Source organism: Enterococcus sp. AZ179, assembly GCF_050498885.1.
GTDB lineage: Bacteria > Bacillota > Bacilli > Lactobacillales > Enterococcaceae > Enterococcus_D > Enterococcus_D entomosocium.
Window position 1 is genome coordinate 1,579,395 of record NZ_JBMHEO010000001.1, and the last position, 21,133, is coordinate 1,600,527.

General features: G+C 45.7%; 16 protein-coding genes. 13 read left to right on the plus strand and 3 right to left on the minus strand.

What is annotated here, in order from left to right:
* The first annotated feature begins 86 nt into the window (after nucleotides 1-86).
* The 10 genes from IGI88_RS07500 (at nucleotide 87) to IGI88_RS07545 (ending at nucleotide 13,035) form a co-directional block, all read left to right on the plus strand.
* Nucleotides 87-500, plus strand: coding sequence for a flagellar protein FlaG (locus IGI88_RS07500; protein WP_016611599.1), 414 nt, complete (start codon nucleotides 87-89; stop codon nucleotides 498-500).
* A 4-nt stretch (nucleotides 501-504) separates the two neighbouring features.
* Nucleotides 505-1,926, plus strand: coding sequence for a flagellar filament capping protein FliD (gene fliD / locus IGI88_RS07505; RefSeq protein ID WP_016611598.1), 1,422 nt, complete (start codon nucleotides 505-507; stop codon nucleotides 1,924-1,926).
* Between the two features lie 74 nt (nucleotides 1,927-2,000).
* Complete coding sequence (locus IGI88_RS07510; RefSeq protein ID WP_086316749.1) at nucleotides 2,001-2,330, plus strand: hypothetical protein; 330 nt, start codon at nucleotides 2,001-2,003, stop codon at nucleotides 2,328-2,330.
* A gap of 13 nt (nucleotides 2,331-2,343) precedes the next feature.
* Nucleotides 2,344-2,712: a flagellar export chaperone FliS gene (gene fliS / locus IGI88_RS07515; protein ID WP_008376567.1), complete on the plus strand. Its 369-nt coding sequence runs from the start codon at nucleotides 2,344-2,346 to the stop codon at nucleotides 2,710-2,712.
* Between the two features lie 165 nt (nucleotides 2,713-2,877).
* A complete protein-coding gene (locus tag IGI88_RS07520; RefSeq protein ID WP_194199375.1) occupies nucleotides 2,878-4,629 on the plus strand; it encodes a hypothetical protein in 1,752 nt (583 codons plus the stop codon).
* Between the two features lie 165 nt (nucleotides 4,630-4,794).
* Nucleotides 4,795-5,235, plus strand: a complete 441-nt coding sequence (locus IGI88_RS07525) for a MarR family winged helix-turn-helix transcriptional regulator (RefSeq protein WP_016611594.1) — start codon at nucleotides 4,795-4,797, stop codon at nucleotides 5,233-5,235.
* On the plus strand, nucleotides 5,232-6,974 hold the full coding sequence (locus IGI88_RS07530; RefSeq protein ID WP_194199374.1) for an ABC transporter ATP-binding protein: 1,743 nt from the start codon (nucleotides 5,232-5,234) through the stop codon (nucleotides 6,972-6,974). Before IGI88_RS07525 ends, IGI88_RS07530 begins: the two co-directional genes overlap by 4 nt.
* Nucleotides 6,940-8,706: an ABC transporter ATP-binding protein gene (locus IGI88_RS07535; RefSeq protein ID WP_194199373.1), complete on the plus strand. Its 1,767-nt coding sequence runs from the start codon at nucleotides 6,940-6,942 to the stop codon at nucleotides 8,704-8,706. The genes IGI88_RS07530 and IGI88_RS07535 overlap by 35 nt, the downstream gene beginning before the upstream one ends.
* Before the next feature lie 167 nt (nucleotides 8,707-8,873).
* The gene (locus IGI88_RS07540) at nucleotides 8,874-10,310 is read left to right on the plus strand and encodes a glycoside hydrolase family 1 protein (protein ID WP_008376556.1); all 1,437 of its coding nucleotides are present in this window, start codon (nucleotides 8,874-8,876) and stop codon (nucleotides 10,308-10,310) included.
* Between the two features lie 262 nt (nucleotides 10,311-10,572).
* Complete coding sequence (locus IGI88_RS07545) at nucleotides 10,573-13,035, plus strand: heavy metal translocating P-type ATPase (RefSeq protein WP_016619548.1); 2,463 nt, start codon at nucleotides 10,573-10,575, stop codon at nucleotides 13,033-13,035.
* A 73-nt stretch (nucleotides 13,036-13,108) separates the two neighbouring features.
* On the opposite strand, the gene IGI88_RS07550 is transcribed toward IGI88_RS07545, so the two are convergent.
* Both IGI88_RS07550 and celB read right to left on the minus strand, forming a co-directional pair.
* Nucleotides 13,109-13,825 (minus strand): GntR family transcriptional regulator, encoded by a 717-nt coding sequence (locus IGI88_RS07550; RefSeq protein ID WP_005232731.1) that lies wholly within the window; start codon nucleotides 13,823-13,825, stop codon nucleotides 13,109-13,111.
* A 108-nt stretch (nucleotides 13,826-13,933) separates the two neighbouring features.
* Nucleotides 13,934-15,205: a PTS cellobiose transporter subunit IIC gene (celB, locus tag IGI88_RS07555; protein WP_005226670.1), complete on the minus strand. Its 1,272-nt coding sequence runs from the start codon at nucleotides 15,203-15,205 to the stop codon at nucleotides 13,934-13,936.
* A gap of 159 nt (nucleotides 15,206-15,364) precedes the next feature.
* Between celB and IGI88_RS07560 the strand changes: the two genes are divergently transcribed.
* The 3 genes from IGI88_RS07560 (at nucleotide 15,365) to IGI88_RS07570 (ending at nucleotide 19,207) form a co-directional block, all read left to right on the plus strand.
* Nucleotides 15,365-16,753 carry a glycoside hydrolase family 1 protein gene (locus tag IGI88_RS07560; RefSeq protein ID WP_371875328.1) on the plus strand — a complete coding sequence of 463 codons (1,389 nt, stop codon included), beginning with the start codon at nucleotides 15,365-15,367 and terminating at the stop codon, nucleotides 16,751-16,753.
* 246 nt (nucleotides 16,754-16,999) lie between these two features.
* Nucleotides 17,000-18,280 carry a PTS sugar transporter subunit IIC gene (locus tag IGI88_RS07565; RefSeq protein ID WP_005232725.1) on the plus strand — a complete coding sequence of 427 codons (1,281 nt, stop codon included), beginning with the start codon at nucleotides 17,000-17,002 and terminating at the stop codon, nucleotides 18,278-18,280.
* Nucleotides 18,281-18,466: 186 nt separating this feature from the next.
* Nucleotides 18,467-19,207, plus strand: coding sequence for a GntR family transcriptional regulator (locus IGI88_RS07570; RefSeq protein WP_008376546.1), 741 nt, complete (start codon nucleotides 18,467-18,469; stop codon nucleotides 19,205-19,207).
* A gap of 74 nt (nucleotides 19,208-19,281) precedes the next feature.
* Here IGI88_RS07570 and uvrC read toward each other — a convergent pair whose 3' ends face one another.
* On the minus strand, nucleotides 19,282-21,072 hold the full coding sequence (gene uvrC / locus IGI88_RS07575; RefSeq protein ID WP_194199372.1) for an excinuclease ABC subunit UvrC: 1,791 nt from the start codon (nucleotides 21,070-21,072) through the stop codon (nucleotides 19,282-19,284).
* Between the last annotated feature and the right edge of the window lie 61 nt (nucleotides 21,073-21,133).

Sequence of the window (21,133 nt, forward strand, 5' to 3'; positions counted from 1 at the left end):
CCACTGACACAAGGACTGCCTAGGGGAAGCGCAGTTCTTGTGTTTTACATAGCAGCACAAAAACGCTTAGAAATGAGGAAGCTCTGATGGATATTCAGCCAATGTCAGGAATACACCCGATCGAAGCCGTTGCGTCGGTCGCTAAAGCACGTCCGATCGAATCCCTAGATCCAGAGACCGCCAACCTTCAGCCGCAACACCAAGAGGGGAAAATGGCGGAGAAAAAGGAACGGACAGTGGTCACTGAACCGCCGATCCACTATTTTTCAGTAGCCGATCAGCACAAGATCGCAGCCTCCGTGGAGGAAGTGAATCAGCGACTACTTGGCAAAGATATGAAATTGGCTTATGAAGTACATGAGCGCACAGGGCGTACGATGGTGCGTTTAGTGGATATGCAGACCAACGAAGTGATCAAAGAGATCCCACCAGCCAACATGCTAGATGTGATTGGAAAAATATGGGATGACATGGGCATTGCGGTCGATCGAAAGGGATGAAACTATGGCAAGTGTAACCAGCAGTTCAGGAATCAGTACAACGCTAGGGAGTTATTCTGGCGTGACTTCAGAAGATATTGAAAAATTATTGGCGGCAGATGCGATCAATAAGACCCGTGCTGAGAATAAAATCACGTCGCTTAAAGCACAAAAAACGGCATGGAGTGATATCAGCACTCGCTTGACTAACTTTTTGTCAAAAGTCGATGCGTTACAAAAAGATGATGCTTATCAAACAAAAAAAGCGACGACCACCAATAGTAGTATCGCTTCAATTGCAGGAACAACGGAAGCCCCAGAAGGCACCTATGATCTAAAAGTCAACCAACTAGCAACAGCCACGAAGGTGACGGGGAGTCAAGTAGCTCAAAGCAGCAAAACGGCCCTAAATGTCAGTGGTCAGCTCTCATTGACCAGTTCGGAAGTCGATGAAGATGGCAAACCGATCACCGCTTCGATCGAGATCACTGCCGAAGACAGCTTAAAAGATGTGGCAGCTAAGATCAATGGCCAAAGCAAGACGACCTTCGTTGCAGCGAGCATCGTGGATAACCGTTTGATTTTAACGAATACCAAAATGGGCGACAAAAACTTCTTGATCGACGGCAATGCCGCCGAAGGATTAGGGATCGGTTCAACTGCGGCTACGACGCAAGGCCAACCGGCTATTTTTGAACTAGACGGCATGGAGATCACCCGCGACAGCAATAGTGTGACGGATGTTATCGATGGTGTCACGCTGACGTTAGCGAAAAAAAGCGAGGAGCATGTGACGCTTTCTTTAGCCAATGATACCTCGAAAGTCGTTGATGCAGTGCAAGGATTAGTGGATCAATACAATAGCTTGATGAGTTTTATCGGCGACAATTTGACCGTGGGAGATCCTAGTAGTGAAAACAACAAGACGGGGACCTTGGTGGGAGACAGTGCGTTGACTCGTCTACAGACCCAATTGCGAAATTTGATCACCATTCCAGCCGTCAGCGGCTCAAAGCTGACCGCCAATAAGCTAGGTATCTCCACCGTTGATAATGATGGTACATTGGGACTGGATACGACAAAGTTAAAAGAAGCCTTAGCGGAAGATCCCGCTGCTGTGAAGTCCTTCTTTTATGCAAGTACGAAAACCAAAGAAGCCGATGGCACTGCGAGTACGAAAGAGACCGGCTATACATTAGCGCTAAAAGAATTAGCCAACAGCTATGTCGTCAATACTTCAGCCAATAAAGGGATCATTGCCACCAAATCTGCGACCTATGACAGTACCATCAAGGATTTGAACAAACAGATTACACGGTTTGATGATATTTTAGCAATGAAAAAAGAGCGTTACATCACAATGTTTACCAAATTAGACTCCGTGATGATGGAGGCTGAAAATCAGCTGAGCTACCTAAGCAATCAGTTTGCCAATACGTCAAACTAGGCAGGATAGCCGATTAAAGCAGTCATTTTTTCATTCGCATAAGAAACCCTCGTCAACAAGAAAGGAAACAACCTATGGAGCCACACGTATCATTAGATGAACGTTTGAATCAGATTTTAACTGGGTTTGCAAAATGGCGCGGCGACAGCGAAGAAGCCGGTCGTTTGATGGCAGCCAATGCAGCGGTCATAGCAGCCATGCAAGCAGAAGAACAGAGCCATAGTCCACAAACCAGTGCATTGGCGCAACAAGTGATCCAAGCGTATCAAGCGTTCCTAGAGCAGGTCAAAGCCCAGCAGCAAGAGATCAAACAAGAATTGGGGCGTTTGAACCGCAAAAACAATCTTGTCAAAACGTATTTGCAGCAAGAAGACAGTGCCGCCTTCGTCGAATTTGATTTATAGTGAGGAAAAAAAGATGAATTATCAAAAAATGCAAAACAACTATCTGCAGAACCAAGTAATGAGTGCCTCCCCCAACAAACTGATTGAAATGCTGTTGCAAGCAGCCATCAAAAACATCAAATTAGCAGTGATCGCATTGGAAAAAGAAGAGTTGAGCCAAGCCCATCAGCAATTTGTCAAGGCGCAGAATATTTTATTGGAATTACGGGTCTCTTTAGACCGTGAGCAAGGCGGCGCTATTGCTGAAGATCTCGATCAGCTTTATGGCTATATGTACGATCAGCTGGTCAGTGCCAATGTCCAAAAAGAGGCAGCCCCTGCAGAAACGGTCGTCCCACTTTTAAGCGAACTACTGGAAAGCTGGCAAACGATCACCCAATAAATTTGAGAAAAAGCAAAGAAACGACCACCTAAAACCTAGAAAAGTTTAGTAATTGGTTAAATTTTTACCATGTATCCCTTTTCACTAAGCTTTCTTTTTCCCCTCCTCGTCCCTATCTGGTACTCTTTTTATGAGCGTACCGAAAAGGTGCAAGGAGGTTTTTTTTTGAAACAAAAAATAGTACAAAAGCCGCTTTTCTGGCAAGTGGTGATTCTGATTGCAATGAGTGGTGTTTTTTTATTACCGCAGATCTTAGGCCAAGGCATGATTTTGGGCTCTGATGTGGTCTTTCACTTCAATCGTTTTTATGAGACCAGCCAGCAGATCAAAGAGGGCAATTTTCAATATTTTCTTTCTATCTACGGGTTTCAGCAATCTGCTCGTATCGTCAATGCATTATACGGGCCCTTTTTTGCCTATTTCCAAGGTCTGCTGGTCTTGCTGAGTCCTTCGTGGTTTTCCTACCAACTGCTCGCCAATGGGCTGCTCTATCTGCTAGCAGGGTTTTCGATGTTTGGCTTATTAAAGAAACTACGAGTCAATGGCTGGCTGTCAGTGGGGATGAGCATCCTGTTTATGGCGACCTATTCTGTCCAGTATTGGATTGAGCGGCAGGGCTTTTCTGCTTGGGGAGCAGCCGTGTTACCGCTGTGTCTGATTCCACTGATCGCACTAGGGGAACATAAACGGTTGCGGCCTTTTGCGGTAGGGGTTTCCGTGGCGGTCTTATTTCAAATCCATGTGTTTTCAAGCATCTTGTTAGTGCTCTTATATGTGCCCTTTTTCTTACGCGCCTTTTTTGTTGGAACTTCCGGCGAAGAAAAACGACAATTGGTGCTGCGCTTAGCAGGAGCGATCGGGATTTTCTTGCTGCTGACCGCCAATATTTGGTTAGGGATGTTGGATCTCTATACGAGTAACACGTTGATCGCGCCTTTTGTGAATCGCAACATGCAGAACAATACCATTACTGGAACCAGCAGCTATTGGTGGACGACTCCGTACCTGCTGCCAATCTTATGTGCCTTGTTCTTTTGCGGTGCGATTCGTGTATGGCCTCGTCTATCCGGCGGCTTCAAATTAATGACAGTAGCTGCAGCGGTCTTTTTCGTTTTATCATCGAACGCTATTCCTTGGCAATGGCTAGGCAGTCTGGACAATGGTGTGATCAATTTACTACAATTCCCTTTTCGGTTCTTTGTTCCTGCCACGATTTTGATCTTAGTCGGTTTGTGCCTGCTGGTTCCTTATTATCGGGGCAAGCCATTGGCAAATCCGCGTTGGTTCGTCCTCGTTTTAGTTTTGAGTGTTGGTCAAATCCTGATCCAAAACACGGTCAAAATGCAGGACTGGCACTCCGATGAAGCGGCAGTTTCACTGCGAAACCACACCTATCTCTCGGCGGAATCTGAAGCGCAATTGAAGGAAGCCTATTTTAGTAAAGACAAGTCCTTAGCATTAGCGCTGTATCAACGTTCTACCCCAGATTATCTGCCCCTCTATCAAGAGACCAAGAAGAACAAGTACAATTTGTACGGGGAAGAAATCATTGAAAAAAATGATACCGTGGCAAAAACCGTAGAAAACGGGAAACTTACTTTACGTTGGCAAGGTGATCAAGAGGCGTGGAAGGCGTTACCGATCATCAATTACCGCTATACTGAATTGACCCTCAATCAGCAGCCACTAACTGAGAAAGATGTCTCTTTGAGTGCCATTGGTGCCGTTTCTGTCCAACAGCAAGCAGGGGAGAATGTCTTAGTCGTTGACTATGACGCACCTTGGTTTTTCGACGGAGCTTTATGGCTGACGATCATTTCTTGGATCGCTTTACTCATCGGCTTTATCAGCTGGAAAACAAGACAGCTGTATCGTCGTCGTAAGGTCGTACAAGCTTTATTGAAAGAATCTGAATAAAATGAATCAGAAAAGAACTTCAGCGAGAGGGCTGAAGTTCTTTTTTTGTTGATCAGCAACAGTGTACCTATTTTTTCCGAGAGAAACAATAATCGTTGCGTGCGCAACGATTATTCCTTATAATAGATAAGACACTTTGAAGAACCAAGAAAGGCAGGAGTGCTCATGGAAGCCATTATCCGCTCAATCAATCATATTGCCCGTCTCGCCACCCTTTATCGGGAAAAAGAACTGAAAAAATTTGGTTTAGGTGGGATGCATCATACCTATATCTTAAACATTTGCCGTCAACCGGGGATCAGTCAAGAAGCCTTAGCCAAGAAGATTTTTGTTAATAAAAGCAATGTTGCCCGTCAACTAGCGATCTTAGAAGAACGAGGATTTGTCACTAGAACCAGCAGTCCCACCGACAAACGACAATTACTGGTTTATCCAACCGAAAAAGCACTTGTTGTCCAACCAAAGATCCAACAGCTGCTTCAAAGCTGGAATGAACAAGTCGTAGCAGGTTTTTCTGCTGCCCAACAGCAGCAGTTGATCGCTGATCTGGAAATCGTCAAAGAAAATTCCCAACGGCTTTTAGCGAAAGTTGAGGCGATGGAATGAATCTTTTGACTCAATATTTAAAACCCTATATCGGCCGCATTTCCCTTGGCGTCAGCATCAAATTCTTCGGGTCATTGATGGACTTGCTATTGCCTTGGATTTTGGCGTATATCATCGATTCTGTGATTCCCACGAAGCAAGTATCAGCGATTTTTGCTTGGGGCGGGGCGATGGTGGTCTGCTCCATCATCGCAGTTGTCACCAATATCATCGCCAATCGGATGGCCTCCAGTGTTGCTCGCGATACCACTGGTAGTATACGCCATGACTTATTTGAAAAAGTTTCCTATCTGTCGATTCCGCAAGTCGAAGAAGTCGGGATCCCTTCCTTGGTGTCTCGCTTGACGACAGACACTTACAACATCCATCAAACGATAGGGATGATCCAACGGATGGGGATTCGTGCCCCGATTCTGTTATTAGGGGGAATCATGATCACTGCTACATTAGATCCCGTTTTGACACTGGTCTTAGTAGGCGTCTTGCCCTTCACTTTAGTGGCAGCAGTCACCATCTCAAAACGGGGGATCCCCTTGTTTGCCTCATTGCAAAAGCAAGTGGATGTGTTGGTGCGGACTGTCCGAGAAAATGTAACTGGGGCTCGGGTGATCAAGGCCTTGTCTAAAGCAGATTACGAGAAAAAGCGCTTTGACCACGTCAATCAAGACGTAGTAGCTGCGGAAACCACTGCTAATCGAACCATGGCTGCGACACCACCCCTGATGGACCTATTTTTGAATATCGGACTGACGCTAGTGATCGTCGTCAGTGCCTTTCGCGTCAATCAAGGGTTGACCCAACCAGGGGTCATCATTGCCTTTTTGACCTATTTTACGATCATTTTGAATGCCATGCTCAGTATCACTCGTATCTTTGTAATCGTGTCGAAGGGGCTCGCTTCTGCCGATCGGATCCAATCCGTCTTGCGCCTGCCGCAAAATATGCAAGTCATTGAGGCGCCTGTCAAAGAAGAGTCGGCGCATATCGTTTTTGAAAAAGTTTCCTTCACTTATCCTAACGGTACCCGGGTGCTGAAAGACATCGATTTCTCCTTGCAGCCGGGAGAAACCTTAGGGATCATCGGTGCGACTGGTAGCGGAAAATCAACGATCGTCAAATTACTGCTGCGGCTCTATGACCCAACGAAGGGTATGATTCGCATCGCTGGTCGCGACATTCGCTCCATCGATCCGACGGAGTTGCATCAGTTATTCGGTGTCGTCTTACAAAAAGACGTGCTTTTTGCGGAAACGATTGAAGAAAATATCGCCTTTGGCCGGCGGTTTTCCAAAGAGCAGATCGAAGAAGCGGCGGCTCGCGCCCAAGCCAAGGAGTTTATCAATCAACTGCCCAAGCGCTTAGCTCATCCACTGCATGCCAAAGGCAGCAATTTAAGCGGCGGTCAAAAGCAGCGGGTCTTGTTATCGCGGGCATTGGCGGGGGAGCCGGAAATTTTGATTTTGGATGATTCTGCCAGTGCGCTGGATTATCGGACCGACGCTCAGTTGCGCAAGGTCCTGAAACAGCAGTTTCAACAGACGACGACGGTCTTGATCGCGCAGCGGATCAGCTCGATCCAACATGCCGACAAAATTTTGGTACTGGAAAACGGGCAAATGAACGGCTTTGGCAGTCACCAAGAATTACTAGCAGATAATGCGATCTACCAAGCCATTTATCAAGGTCAGACAGGAGGTGCCTATGATGCCGAAGAAAAAAACGGAAAAACCGCAGGATAGCAAGAAAACACTCCGCCGTTTGTGGAGCTATCTCTACGAGTACAAAGGACTCCTGTTGGCAGCCGCTATTTTAATGATGGTCAGCAACATCTTCGCCTTGGTGGGACCGTTGCTTTCCGGGTACGCCATTGATGCCATTCAACCGGGTCCCGGCAAGGTCATTTTTGACCGAGTCTTCTTTTATTGTGGGCTGATGCTGCTGTTTTATCTTGCGTCTTCCCTTCTTAGTTATCTGATTTCGCTCATGATGATCCGCTTGAGTCAGCGGGTGGTGGCAGCGATGCGTAAGGCGATTTTTGATAAAATCACCGAACTGCCGGTGGGGTATTTTGACCGAGTCGCCACTGGGGATATCATCAGCCGCATCAGTTATGATGTCGATACCATCAATACGTCATTGGCCAGCGATGCCATTCAAGTCCTCAGCAGTCTTGTGACGATCATTGGTTCGTTTGTGATGATGGTTTTGATTTCGCCGCTGCTGGTGCTGATTTTTGTCGTAACGGTTCCCGCTTCGATCTTTTTGACCCGCTTTTTGATGAGCAAATTTCAACCATTGTTTCGCCGTCGTTCTCGCAAATTAGGCGAACTGAACGGCTTTGTGGAAGAGATTATTTCTGGTCAGCAAACGATCAAGCTGTATAACCAAGAAGAAGCGATCATCAGCCGTTTTGACGAAAAAAACCAAGAAGCGGTGGATGCCTATTACAATGCCGAGTACTACGGCAGTATGACTGGTCCTTCCATCAACTTTATCAACAATCTGTCATTGTCCTTGATCAGTATGTTTGGCGCCTTGCTGTTTTTGTTCGGTCATCTGACATTAGGGAATGTTTCTTCCTTTGTTCTTTACTCCAGAAAATTCTCAGGACCAATCAATGAGTTAGCCAACATCTTCAGCGATTTGCAATCGGCATTGGCGGCGGCAGAACGGATCTTCCGTTTGCTGGATGAAGAACCGGAAGTTTCTGATGTTCCTGGAGCCTACGAATACCGCGAGGTGTCTGGTGAGGTCGCCTTTGATCATGTGACCTTCGGCTATCAAGCACAGCAGCCCATCATCAAAGACCTTTCGTTGGAAGTACCGGCTGGCAGCTTGGTCGCGATCGTCGGACCGACCGGAGCCGGGAAAACCACCATCGTGAACCTCTTGATGCGGTTTTATGACCCTGACCAAGGAGCGATTCGGTTAGACGGTAAAAATATCCGCCAAGCGACACGCCGCAGCCTACGGCAAAGCTATGCAATGGTGCTGCAAGACACGTGGCTGTTCACGGGAACGATTTTTGAAAATTTGGCCTACGGCAAGGCGAATGCGACGATGGCAGAAGTCCAAGCTGCTGCACAAGCCGCCCATATCCATGACTTTATTATGAGCCTGCCAAAAGGCTATGATACTTTGATTTCTGAAGACGGGACCGGTATTTCACAAGGGCAAAAACAACTATTGACGATTGCGCGAGCAATGCTGTTAGATGCCGATCTGCTGATTCTTGATGAAGCCACATCAAATGTCGACACGCAAACGGAGCTGCTGATCCAAGCAGCGATGACCAAATTGATGAAAGGCAAAACCTCCTTTGTGATCGCCCATCGCTTGTCCACGATTCGACATGCCGACACGATCCTCGTGGTGGAACAGGGCAATATCGTAGAGCAAGGGACCCACGAAGAGTTAGTAGCCAAAGAGGGGCGTTATGCCGCACTCTATCAGGCACAATTTGACGCATGATCCATAACTAGTCCGCATCCGTACAAGGAGTAACCCACTGCTTGTACGGATGTTTTTTGTGTGCCATCGGCTTTCTTGGCACAGGTACAAAATCTTCTTATGACAAATCAGGCAATTATCGGTATACTTAAGAAAGGGGTATCATCAAACAGAAAGAAGGGAAACAATTGGATCATAAACAACTAAAAGAATTCCCCAACGATTTCTTATGGGGTTCAGCATCAGCAGCCTATCAAGTAGAGGGCGCATGGCAAGAAGATGGCAAAGGCGCTTCAGTTTGGGACGATTTTGTCCGCATTCCAGGCAAAACCTTTAAAGCAACGAACGGAGATGTCGCGGTCGACCATTACCACCGCTTCAAAGAAGATGTTGCCTTGATGAAAGAACAAGGATTGAAAACCTATCGTTTTTCCATTGCATGGACACGGATTTTTCCAGAAGGACGAGGAGAAGTCAATCAAGCAGGGTTAGACTTTTATTTAGCATTGATCGATGAGCTGATTAAAGCAGGGATTGAACCGATGGTGACCTTGTACCATTGGGATCTGCCACGTACGTTGCAAGAAGAATACGGCGGCTGGGAATCTCGCAAAATCATTGAAGATTTCACCAACTATGCGGCGGTATTGTTTGAAGCCTTTCGCGGCAAAGTTCACTATTGGGTCAGCTTGAATGAACAAAATATCTTTACTTCTTTAGGCTATCTTTTAGCTGCCCATCCACCAGGAGTGACCGATCCTAAACGGATGTATGAAGTCAATCATATCGCTAATTTGGCAAATGCGTCGGTGATCAACAAGTTCCATGAGATGAAAATCCCAGGGAAAATCGGACCAAGTTTCGCCTATTCACCAAACTACCCAATCAACAGCGACCCGAAAAATATTTTGGCAGCTGAAAATGCCGAAGACTTGATGGCGCATTATTGGTTAGACGTCTATCTATGGGGCGAATACCCGATTGCCGCAATGAATTACTTGAAAGAGCAAGGGATCGCACCAACGATTGAACCAGGAGATATGGACTTGCTGCGTTCAGCAAAACCAGATTTCTTAGGGATCAACTATTACCAAACAGCAACGAATGCCTACAATCCATTAGATGGTGTCGGTGCGGGTAAAATGAACACCACTGGGAAAAAAGGTAGCTCCGAAGAAACCGGGACACCAGGAATGTTCAAAAAAGCTGAAAATCCATTTGTGGAACGGACGAATTGGGATTGGGAGATCGATCCTCAAGGGCTGCGGATCGCTTTACGCCGAATCACTAGCCGTTATCGGGTGCCTGTGATCATTACGGAAAACGGACTTGGTGAATACGATAAACTAACAGACGATCACCAAATCCATGACCAATACCGCATCGATTATTTAGCAGGGCATGTCCATGCCATCAAAGAAGCGATCAGCGACGGCGCGGAAGTTCTTGGCTATTGCACCTGGTCCTTCACTGATTTGCTAAGCTGGTTGAACGGCTACCAAAAACGCTATGGCTTTGTCTATGTCGACCAAGATGAAACCCAAGAAGGGTCACTGGCACGCTACAAGAAAGACAGCTTCTACTGGTACCAAGAGCTGATCAAAACCAACGGGCAAGAGTGCTAGCCTTCTAAAACCAATACCTGAATAAGCGAAACGACCCCTGCAACGGCAGTAATCGTTTCTTAGAAAAAAGTACGTTCCACCTGTAGCGACCGCCCAAAGGTAGACCAAAAGTCTCGCTTTTTGGGCCGCTTCAAAGGAGAACGTCCTTTTTTTGAGTATTATCGTTGACAAGTGTAAACGATAATTGTAAAGTAGAAGAAGATTACAACTGTAAACATAAAAGGTGAATGGGTTTGCATAGCAAGCAAGGAGGAAGGAAACAATGATCGAAAAGAATTATGGGGTAAAAGGGATGACCTGTGCGTCTTGTTCCCAGACAGTCGAAAAAACAGTCAGCAAGCTGGCGGGGGTCGACCAAGCAGCTGTCAATTTGGCTACTGAAAAATTACATATTCGTTATGATGAGCAGCAGCTCACCGAAGAAACACTCGCTGAGGCCATCAAAGCAGCGGGCTATCAACTGATCGGCTCTCAAAGACAAGAGACCTTTGCCATCTCGGGCATGACCTGTGCGTCTTGTGCCCAAACAGTAGAAAAAGCTGTCCAAAAATTAGCGGGTGTGGAGCAAGCCTCCGTCAATCTGGCGACAGAAAAACTGACGGTCAGCTATCAACAAGACCAAGTGTCCGCCGCGAAGATCGCAGCTGCCGTGAAAGAGGCGGGCTATGACGCACAGCTGCCGACCGCTTCTGCCGACAAGGCGGATTCAAAACAGGCAGAGATTCGTGCTTTATGGCAACGGTTTTGGCTTTCGGCGCTCTTTACGATCCCCTTGTTCTATTTGACGATGGGGGAAATGATCGGTTTGCCGATCCCTGGCTTTTTAGATCCAATGGCCTATCCAGTCAATTTCGTTACCACTCAATTGATTTTAGTCTTACCGGTGATGGTCCTCGGTCGCGCCTTTTACATTGCTGGTTTCAAAGCGCTTTGGAAAGGCCATCCTAACATGGATTCCCTCGTCGCATTGGGAACCAGTGCTGCCTTCTTTTATAGTATTTATGGGACCGTGATGGTCTACCTGGGCACGACCCACTATGCGATGCACTTGTACTATGAAACGGCCGCCGTTATTTTGGCATTAGTGACCTTAGGAAAATACCTTGAGTCGGTCTCAAAGGGCAAAACCTCCGAAGCCATCAAGAAGTTGTTGGATCTCGCACCGAAAAAAGCCCGTGTGCTTCGCGGCAGCGGGAATCAAGCCGAAGAAGTCGAAGTGGGTATTGAAGAAGTCGCAGCCGGCGATATCTTAGTCGTACGACCTGGTGAAAAGATTCCTGTGGATGGGATCGTTACCCAAGGACGCTCTGCCATCGATGAATCAATGATCACCGGAGAAAGCTTACCTATCGAAAAACAAGTCGGTGATCGGGTGATCGGCGCCAGTATCAACAAAAATGGCTCGTTTCAATACGAAGCCACCAATGTGGGAGAAGATTCAACGTTGGCGCAAATCATTCAGTTAGTAGAAAATGCCCAAGGCTCCAAAGCGCCGATTGCCCGCATGGCTGACAAAGTTTCGGGTGTGTTTGTCCCGATCGTCATGGTCTTGGCGGTTTTTGCAGGACTTGCCTGGTTTTTCTTAGGACAAGAAACCTGGATCTTCTCATTGACCATTACGATTTCTGTATTAGTGATTGCTTGTCCGTGTGCCTTAGGATTAGCGACACCGACCGCCATCATGGTGGGTGCGGGCAAAGGGGCAGAAAATGGCGTCTTGATCAAAAGCGGCGATGCGTTAGAAACAGCTAGAAACGTAACGACGATCGTCTTTGATAAAACCGGCACGATCACAGAAGGCAAACCAGTCGTAACCGATCTCCTGCCTGCCGGCAACCACACGCCGACGGAATTGCTGCAACTGGCGGCTTCTGTTGAAAAAGGCTCAGAACATCCATTAGGCGAAGCCATTGTGATCGAAGCCCGCACGCAAGCCCTCGCCCTGCAAGAAGTTGACGGGTTTGAAGCGATTCCGGGGCATGGGATTCAAGGCACGATTGCTGGCAGTCCAGTCCTATTAGGCAACCAGAAATGGCTGGAAAAACAAAACGTTGCCATCGATGGCCTGATCGAGCAAGCCCAACAATTGGCTCACGAAGGGAAAACACCGATGTATGTTGCCAAAGACGGCGAAGCGATCGGGATCATCGCTGTGGCAGATACTATCAAAGAAAGCAGTCGAAAAGCCATTGAACGTCTGCATCAAATGGGCTTGTACGTAGCAATGATCACTGGCGACAATGCTCGGACAGCCCAAGCCATCGCCAAACAAGTCGGTATCGATGAAGTAATCAGTGACGTCTTGCCAGAAGATAAAGCCGCCAAAGTAGCCGGCCTGCAAGCCAAAGGCCAAAAGGTTGCGATGGTAGGTGACGGGATCAATGATGCGCCGGCGTTAGCCCAAGCCGATGTAGGGATCGCGATTGGCTCTGGTACCGATGTCGCCATCGAATCGGCAGACATCGTACTGATGCGCAGCGATCTGATGGACGTCCCATCAGCGATCGAGTTAAGTCGGGCAACCATCAAAAACATCAAAGAAAATCTTTTCTGGGCTTTTGCTTATAACGTCTTAGGCATTCCTGTCGCAATGGGTGTGTTGCATCTTTTCGGCGGCCCCTTGCTCAATCCAATGATCGCCGGGGCGGCCATGAGCTTCAGCTCGGTATCCGTTTTATTAAATGCCTTGCGGCTGAAACGATTCCAACCCTCAGCAAAAAAATAAACGAAGCAACGAATGCAACAACAAAAAGACATGCCCACGGTTTCTGATGGAAGAAAACCGTGGATAGGTCTTTTTAGTGCTGGACATCTAAATAAGAGTAGGCCCGCACGTCATAACGGTTGCGACTACGGGAAAATTCGATAGGTGAGCCATTTTTCTGATAGACGATCTGTTCGATCTCTAAAACCGGATCATCGGCTTTACAGTCCAAATACCGTTGATCGTACGCGGTGCTTTTATCAGCGGCAATGGTGCGGTAAGCGCCGGCAAACTGGACCCCTAGTTCCTCTTTGACATAGCGGTAGATAGAACTTTCTAAATGGCCACGAGTTAAATTGGGCACCAAATGGACCGGCATATAGGTATATTCTAAAATAAACGGCTGGTCTTCAAGAATCCGCAAGCGGACAATACTATAGATTGGCTGTTCTTCCGTCAACATCAACTTTTCTTGGATCGTTTGGTCAGGAAATTCGACTTGAAAATCGATGACCTGACTGACTAGCTTGCGGCCAGCTTTGCCCATTTCTGTTGACAAGCCTTCATAGACCGTTAAAGCAGTGGTGTCTTTTTTTAAGAATGGGTGGTTCAATATTTTTGTTCCAGCGCCCCGCTGAGAATAAACCAGTCCTTCCATGGCTAAAATACCGATGGCTTTTTTGACGGTCATCCGGCTGACTCCGAATTCTTCGACTAAATCAGTTTGATTCGGCAGTAAGCTGTCAGGCGGATACGTTTTGTTTTTGATACGTGTGCGTAAAATATTGGCAATTTCTTGGTATTTTGGCATCTGATCACCTCGCAAGAAGTATAGCTGAAAAAAGCGGTTTCGACAATCAAACCTTGGTTTTTTTATAAAAAGAACGGCTGACTGAAAAAATTCAGCCAGCCGTTGCGCTTAATCGATCGATGGTTCTGCTTGACGATCTAAAACACGTAAGAATGGATACCAGATTAAGCCGACGATCACCACGTCAATGACTTGCAGCAAACCACCTAACCAAGAGTTGGTTGCTAAGACACCACTGAAGACCACTGGAACGGTCCAAGGAACAGAAACACCAGTTGGTGCAGGAACAAGTCCAGCCGCCATCACTAAGTAGTTGAAGGTCGTTACCACAAGAGGTGCCACGACCCAAGGAATCAGGATCGTCGCATTCAAGACGATCGGCATACCGAAGATTGCTGGTTCGTTAACGTTAAAGATCCCTGGTGCTAAAGCCAAACGACCCACATCGCGGTATTGTTTTTTCTTCAATACAAAAGCCATCAAGATAACAACGGCTAACGTCATACCAGAACCGCCTAATCCAACGGTGAATGTTTCCATAAATGGTTTTGTGACGATATGCGGCAGTGCATCCCCATTTTGATACGCTTCTAAGTTGTCTAACATTAATGTATTCCAAATCGGGTCCATCACAGAGTTGACGATGATTTGACCATGTAGACCGAAGAACCAAAGGAATTGGACAAAGAACAAAGCCAATAGAGTTGCTGGCAAGCTGCTGCCTAGTCCAGTCAATGGTTTTTGGATCAATTCATAAACCAAGTCATGCAAGTTGGCATTGAAGACACCCGTCATGATGGCATTGATCACTAAAAATACCGTTAAGGTGATAATTGCTGGAATCAAAGCGGCAAAAGATTTAGAAACTGCTGGTGGCACCCCATCAGGCATTTTGATCTGCCAGCCGCGTTTTGTGATGCGGCAATAGATTTCAGCTGCTAAAAATGCTGCGATCATCCCGATAAACATCCCTTTTGCGCCAAGACGATCAAGAGACAGCACGCCGGAGATCGTTTCGCCAGATTCAGTAGTCATAAAGAAAGGAGTTAAGATCAAAAAGCTGGCAAAAGAAACGGCGCCGCCAAAAATCCCTTCCACATCATATGATTTTGATAAATAATAGCCGATACCGAAAGTAACGAAAACAGTCATGATACTCATTGTTGCATTTTGCCCATTGCCAAACAGCGTTCCTAATGTTCCTTTAGTGGCATCACTGAAGAAGGGCAGGTTGTTTAAAACGACCACGATCGATCCAAACATAGTGATTGGGAACGAAAGCATAAACGCGTCCCGCAAGACGGTCAGGTAGCGATTTTGTCCTAAGGCATTCGCCAAGGGCAAAATCTTTTCAGATAACTTGTCCATAAAACCATTCATTATTAGTTCACTCCTTAAATTTCTTTTTGCAATCGATTACATTGATAATGTATCATGTTTTATTTTAAATGTCTATACATTTATTTTGAAAAAGATTGATTTTTGTAACTGCTTCCTTTATGATTAGGGCAGCAAAGAAAAAACGAGGAGTGAATGAAGATGGATTATCAATTTCCAGCAGGCTTTTGGTGGGGGTCAGCCGCTAGTGGCCCACAAACAGAAGGTGTATTTGAAGGTGATGGCAAAGGGGCAAGCATCTGGGATTACTGGTATCAGCAAGAACCAGAGAAATTTTTCAATGGGGTAGGTCCTGAAAAAACCTCGCAAGTCTACACACGCTATCAAGAAGATATTCAACTCATGAAAGAAACCGGCCATACGACGTTTCGGACGTCGATCCAATGGAGTCGTCTCTTCCCGCAAGGCAAAGGAGAAGTCAATCAAAAAGCCGTTGATTTTTACAATGCCTACATTGATGAGTTGATCGCCAACGGGATCGAACCTTTCATGAATTTATACCACTTCGATATGCCAATGGCGCTGCAAGAAAAAGGCGGCTGGTTGAACCGAGAGACCGTGGATGCCTATGTTGCGTTTGCGCAAACCTGCTTTACGTTATTTGGTGATCGTGTCAAGAAATGGTTCACTCATAATGAACCGATCGTCCCTGTTGAAGGCGGCTATCTTTACCAATTCCATTATCCAAATGAGATCAACATGAAACATGCAGTCCAAGTTGGGTTCCACGAAACGTTGGCGAGTGCTAAAGCCATCAAAGTCTATCATGAGATGAACCTTGGTGGGGAGATCGGCATTATTTTGAATTTGACGCCAAGCTATCCAAGAGATGAGAACGATCCAGAGGATGTCAAAGCAGCGCAAATCGCAGATGCCTTCTTTAATCGCTCTTTCTTAGACCCTGCGGTCAAAGGCACGTTCCCAGAAGAATTAGTGACCATCGTCAAGGAATTAGATATGGTACCAGCGATGGAAGCTGATGATTTACAAACGATTCGCGAAAATACGATCGACTTGTTAGGGATCAATTATTACCAACCTCGTCGTATCATGAAGAAAGAATCGCCGATCGATCAAGCGAAAAGTCCAATGCCTGATGATTACTTTGATAACTATGATATGCCGAACAAGAAAATGAACCCGTATCGTGGATGGGAAATCTATGAAAAAGGGATCTATGATATTTTGACAAACACGCGAGAAAACTATGGCAATATCAAGTGCTACATTTCTGAAAATGGCATGGGTGTCGAAGGAGAAGAACGTTTCGTCAATGCTGATGGCGTGATCGAAGATGATTACCGCATCGAGTTTGTCTCTGACCACTTAAAGTATGTCCACCAAGCGATCCAAGAAGGAACCAATTGTGTTGGCTACCATATGTGGACCTGCATGGACAACTGGTCCTGGACCAATGCTTACAAGAACCGCTACGGATTTATCTCCGTTGACTTAGCAAATGATGCTAAACGAACAGTGAAAAAATCAGGTCGTTGGTTTAAAGAAGTTTCAGATAATAACGGCTTTTAATAACAATGAAAAAAGCAATGCTGTAGGGATCAGCATTGCTTTTTTTGTGTAAAATCGCGGATTTTTCTGTCTTGTTCCGAAGGGCATTCTCTATTAAAAAACCACCTGTTTTTGCAAATGATAAGCTGGGTTAAACAAAAGCACAGTTTTGATAAAGAAAAGACTAGACATGGAAACGTTCTCGTGGTATTCTTTAGTAGAAATCGGTTTCATTATTTTGTTTAGGGTTTGAAAGGAGAAAAAACAATGGATAAATTTATTGGATTTATGGAGAAGCACTTTATTCCGATCGCTTCTAAAATAGGCTCTCAAAGACATCTAGTGGCCATTCGTGACGGATTTATCGTAACGATGCCGTTGATGATCTTAGGCTCTTTTGGGGTATTGATCAACAACTTACCAATTCCTGCCTATATTGATTTTATGAATGGCATTTTTGGTGAAGGGACATGGCAAGCCTTTGGGAACAACTTGTCAGCAGGTACTTTTTCAATACTTGGTCTGTTAATCGCTTTCACAGTAGCGTATAATTTAGCTAAAAGCTACAATCAAGACGCATTAGGTGCTGGGGCGATCTCAGTTGCAAGTTTCTTCGCATTAGGTGCAATGGCGACAGGCCCAGATGGTTTGTTAACAGCTGCCGGACTTGGTTCTCAAGGATTATTTTTAGCATTAATCGTATCGATCATTTCTACTGAGATCTTCCGTCGTCTAGCTGGCAACCCACGCTTAGTCATCAACATGCCTGATGGCGTACCACCAGCAGTATCACGTTCATTTGCTGCGTTATTCCCAGCAATGATCACCGTATCGATCTTTGCTTTGTTTACAGCAATTTTCCAAGCATTTGGTGTGACAAGTATCGTATTGTCCTTCTATGAATTGGTGCAACAACCATTCATGGGCTTGGCAAACTCTTATCCAGCTGCTTTGCTATTAGGTTTTATCTCTGCATTCTTATGGTTCTTTGGTTTGCATGGTGCCAACATCATCGACCCGTTCATGCAAACGATCAATGTGCCAGCGATCGAAGCAAACGCACGAGCATTAGAAGCAGGCACAGATTTGCCTTATATCGTCAACAAACCATTCTTTGATTCTTTCGTGAACATCGGCGGAACAGGCGCGACACTAGGTCTTTTGATTGCGATCTTTTTAGTTGCTCGTCATCATAAAGCGTATATGACTGTCGCAAAACTATCCGTTGCACCAGGTGTGTTCATGATCAATGAACCAGTGATGTTTGGGTTACCCGTTGTCTTGAACCCAATCTTGTTCATCCCATATGTGTTGACACCACTTGTTTTAGTCACGACTGCTTATTTTGCAACTGCAACTGGCTTAGTTCCTGCAAGTACCGTCATCGCACCATGGACGACGCCACCAATCATCGGCGGTATTTTGTCGACACAAAGTATTGCTGGCGGAATCTTGGCAGCTGTTAACTTGATCTTGTCGATCGTTATCTACTTGCCGTTCGTGAAAATGGCGCAAATTCAAGAAACACGCCGTTTAAAAAATGCGTAATGTCTGATCGAGTCGATTAGAAACAAGCGCCAAACGTAATAGACCTTATCCGGCCGCGATCAGAGTGCAATACCCCTTATCACACTGCTTCATTGGAAGGTGCAGTGGTGTGATGACACTCTTTTCGTTTGGCCGGTTCTTTTCTCGTTTTTCAATCAATACAACACACGTTTTGGAGGTGGCAAAATGCCCAAATATATGGAGATCGCAGATGTTCTGCGTAAAAGAATCAAGGACGGAACTTATCCGAAAGACAGTCTTTTACCTTATCAAACAGAGTTAGTGGAAGAGTTTGGCGTCAGCCGAATGACGATTAAAAATGCGGTGAATATCCTGATTATGGAAGGCTTGCTGCTGACAAAGCGCGGCTTAGGGACCAAAGTTTTGAATCATTCCTTTTGGGGCAAAGATACCTCATCGGTGACAGAATACAAAGGCCTGAGCTATCAGATGAAACAAGAAAAACGGACGTTGACTAGCCAAGTCATCACCTTTGAAGTCTGTTTTCCTACAACAAGAATTCAAGAGATGCTTCAGATCACTGCCGAACAACCAATCTATCATGTGATCCGTTTGCGGATCTTAGAAGGCAATCCATACATACTCGAGCATTCCTATATGCCGTTGGATCTGGTCAGCGGTTTGACGAAAGAGATCTTGGAAGAATCCGTCTATGACTATCTGTTGCAAGATTTAGGCTACAAATTTGCTGGTGCTTATCGGACTTTTCAGGCTGCCAAAAGTGATGAATACGATCAAACCTATTTAGCGTGCCAAGCAGATGATCCAGTATTGGAATTAGAACAGATCATCTATTTAGAATCGGGACGTCCAGTGGACTATTCCTGCAGCCGCAATCGGTATGATGTTCGTGGCTATTCCATGTTAGACATGAAGCCTGATCTGTTACAGCACCGCAAAAAGTAACGGCTTACAAAATGGTTCTTCAACGAAAAAACGCTTCATAGCTACTGTTGGCTATGGAGCGTTTTTGTTTTGACTTAAGAAGTGGGTTGGTTTTGATCGCCTAGTTTGGCTAAGATAGTTTCCGCAACGGCTTTGGGAATACCAGCTTGCTGGATCTCTTCCACGGAAGCTGCTTGGATGTTTTTTAACGACTTGAAGGTTTTCATGAGCTGTTGCTTGCGTTTTGGTCCTAAGCCAGGAATTTCATCTAGCTTGGAAGAAAAGCTGTTTTTACTGCGCAGTTGGCGATGGAAGGTGATCGCAAAACGATGGACCTCATCTTGGATCCGTTGCAGCAAAAAGAATTCGACAGAATTGCGTTCCAGCTGGATCGGATCTAAAAATTCTCCGAAAATCAACTCGCTGGTTTTGTGTTTGTTGTTCTTCACTAATCCGGCAACGGGAATATCTAAACCTAGCTGGTTATGCAGCACTTCTTGGGCGGCACCGACTTGGGCTTTCCCACCATCGATGATGATCAGATCAGGAAAAGGCAGGTTTTCTTTTAGGACACGAGAGTATCGGCGGTAGATGACTTCTTGCATAGAGCCATAATCATCGCCGCCTTGTGCGGTACGAATCTTATATTTCCGATAATCATCTTTAAACGGCTTCCCGTCGACAAAAACCACCATTGCAGAAACCGGATCGGTTCCCATGATGTGGGAGTTATCGAAGGCTTCAATCCGATAAGGTGTCGGGATCCCCATGGCATCGCCTAGACGATCCACAGCACCGATCGTCCGTTCTTCAGTACGCTCGATCAACGCAAATTTTTGGGCCAAGGCAATGCGGGCATTTTTATTGGCCAAATCGACCAATTTCTTTTTGTCGCCTCGTTGGGGCTGCAGGACTTTGGTTTCCAACAGCGCTTCTAATGGGTCAGCATCGACATTTTGCGGAACAAAGACTTCTTTGGGAATGAAGTGTTCATTCTTTTGGTAAAACTGGCCGACGAAGGTCAAGAAATCTTCATCCGCTTCATTGTAGAAAGGAAACAAAGAGACTTCTCGTTCGATCAGCTTTCCTTGACGGATAAAGAATACTTGGACACACATCCAGCCTTTGTCGACACTGTAGCCAAAGACATCACGGTCCATCAGGTCGGTCAGGGTCATTTTTTGTCGCGTCATGACGGTATCGATCGCTTGGATCTGATCCCGCAGCTCAGCCGCTCGCTCAAACTCTAATGTTTCAATGGCTTCGCCCATCTTCTCTTTCAGATCTTTCAAAATATCGACGTGACCGCCGTGGAAAAAGTGTTTCACTTGATCAACGATCTTCTGATAATCCTTGGGGTCTACATTGTTGACATAAGGACAGACACATTGACCCAAATGATAATAAAGACAAGGGCGCTTTTGAGAAGGACCGCACTTTCGCAAAGGAAAGAGACGATCCAGCACCCGTTTGGTTTCGTTGGCTGCTCGTGCATCAGGATAAGGGCCAAAATATAAAGCCCCGTCTTTTAAAACTTTACGAGTGATGATCAGACGCGGATAGCGCTCTTTGGTCACTTTAATAAAAGGATACGACTTGTCGTCCTTTAACATGATATTGTATTTTGGTTTGTTTTTTTGAATCAAATTGATTTCCAGCAATAAAGCTTCCGTATTTGATTCGGTAACGACGTACTCAAAATCATTGATTTCTTGAACGAGCCGTTCGGTTTTCGTATCGTGGCTGCCGGTAAAATACGAACGGACACGATTTTTTAAAATTTTGGCTTTCCCAACATAGATGATTTTGTTATTTTTATCTTTCATTAAATAACAACCAGGTTGATCAGGAAGCAGCGCTAATTTGTTCTTGATTTGTTCGTTCATTTCAAGATCCTTTCTTACTGGTTTGCTTCACGAACTGCATAAGTAGTCAAAGGGCGGTCTA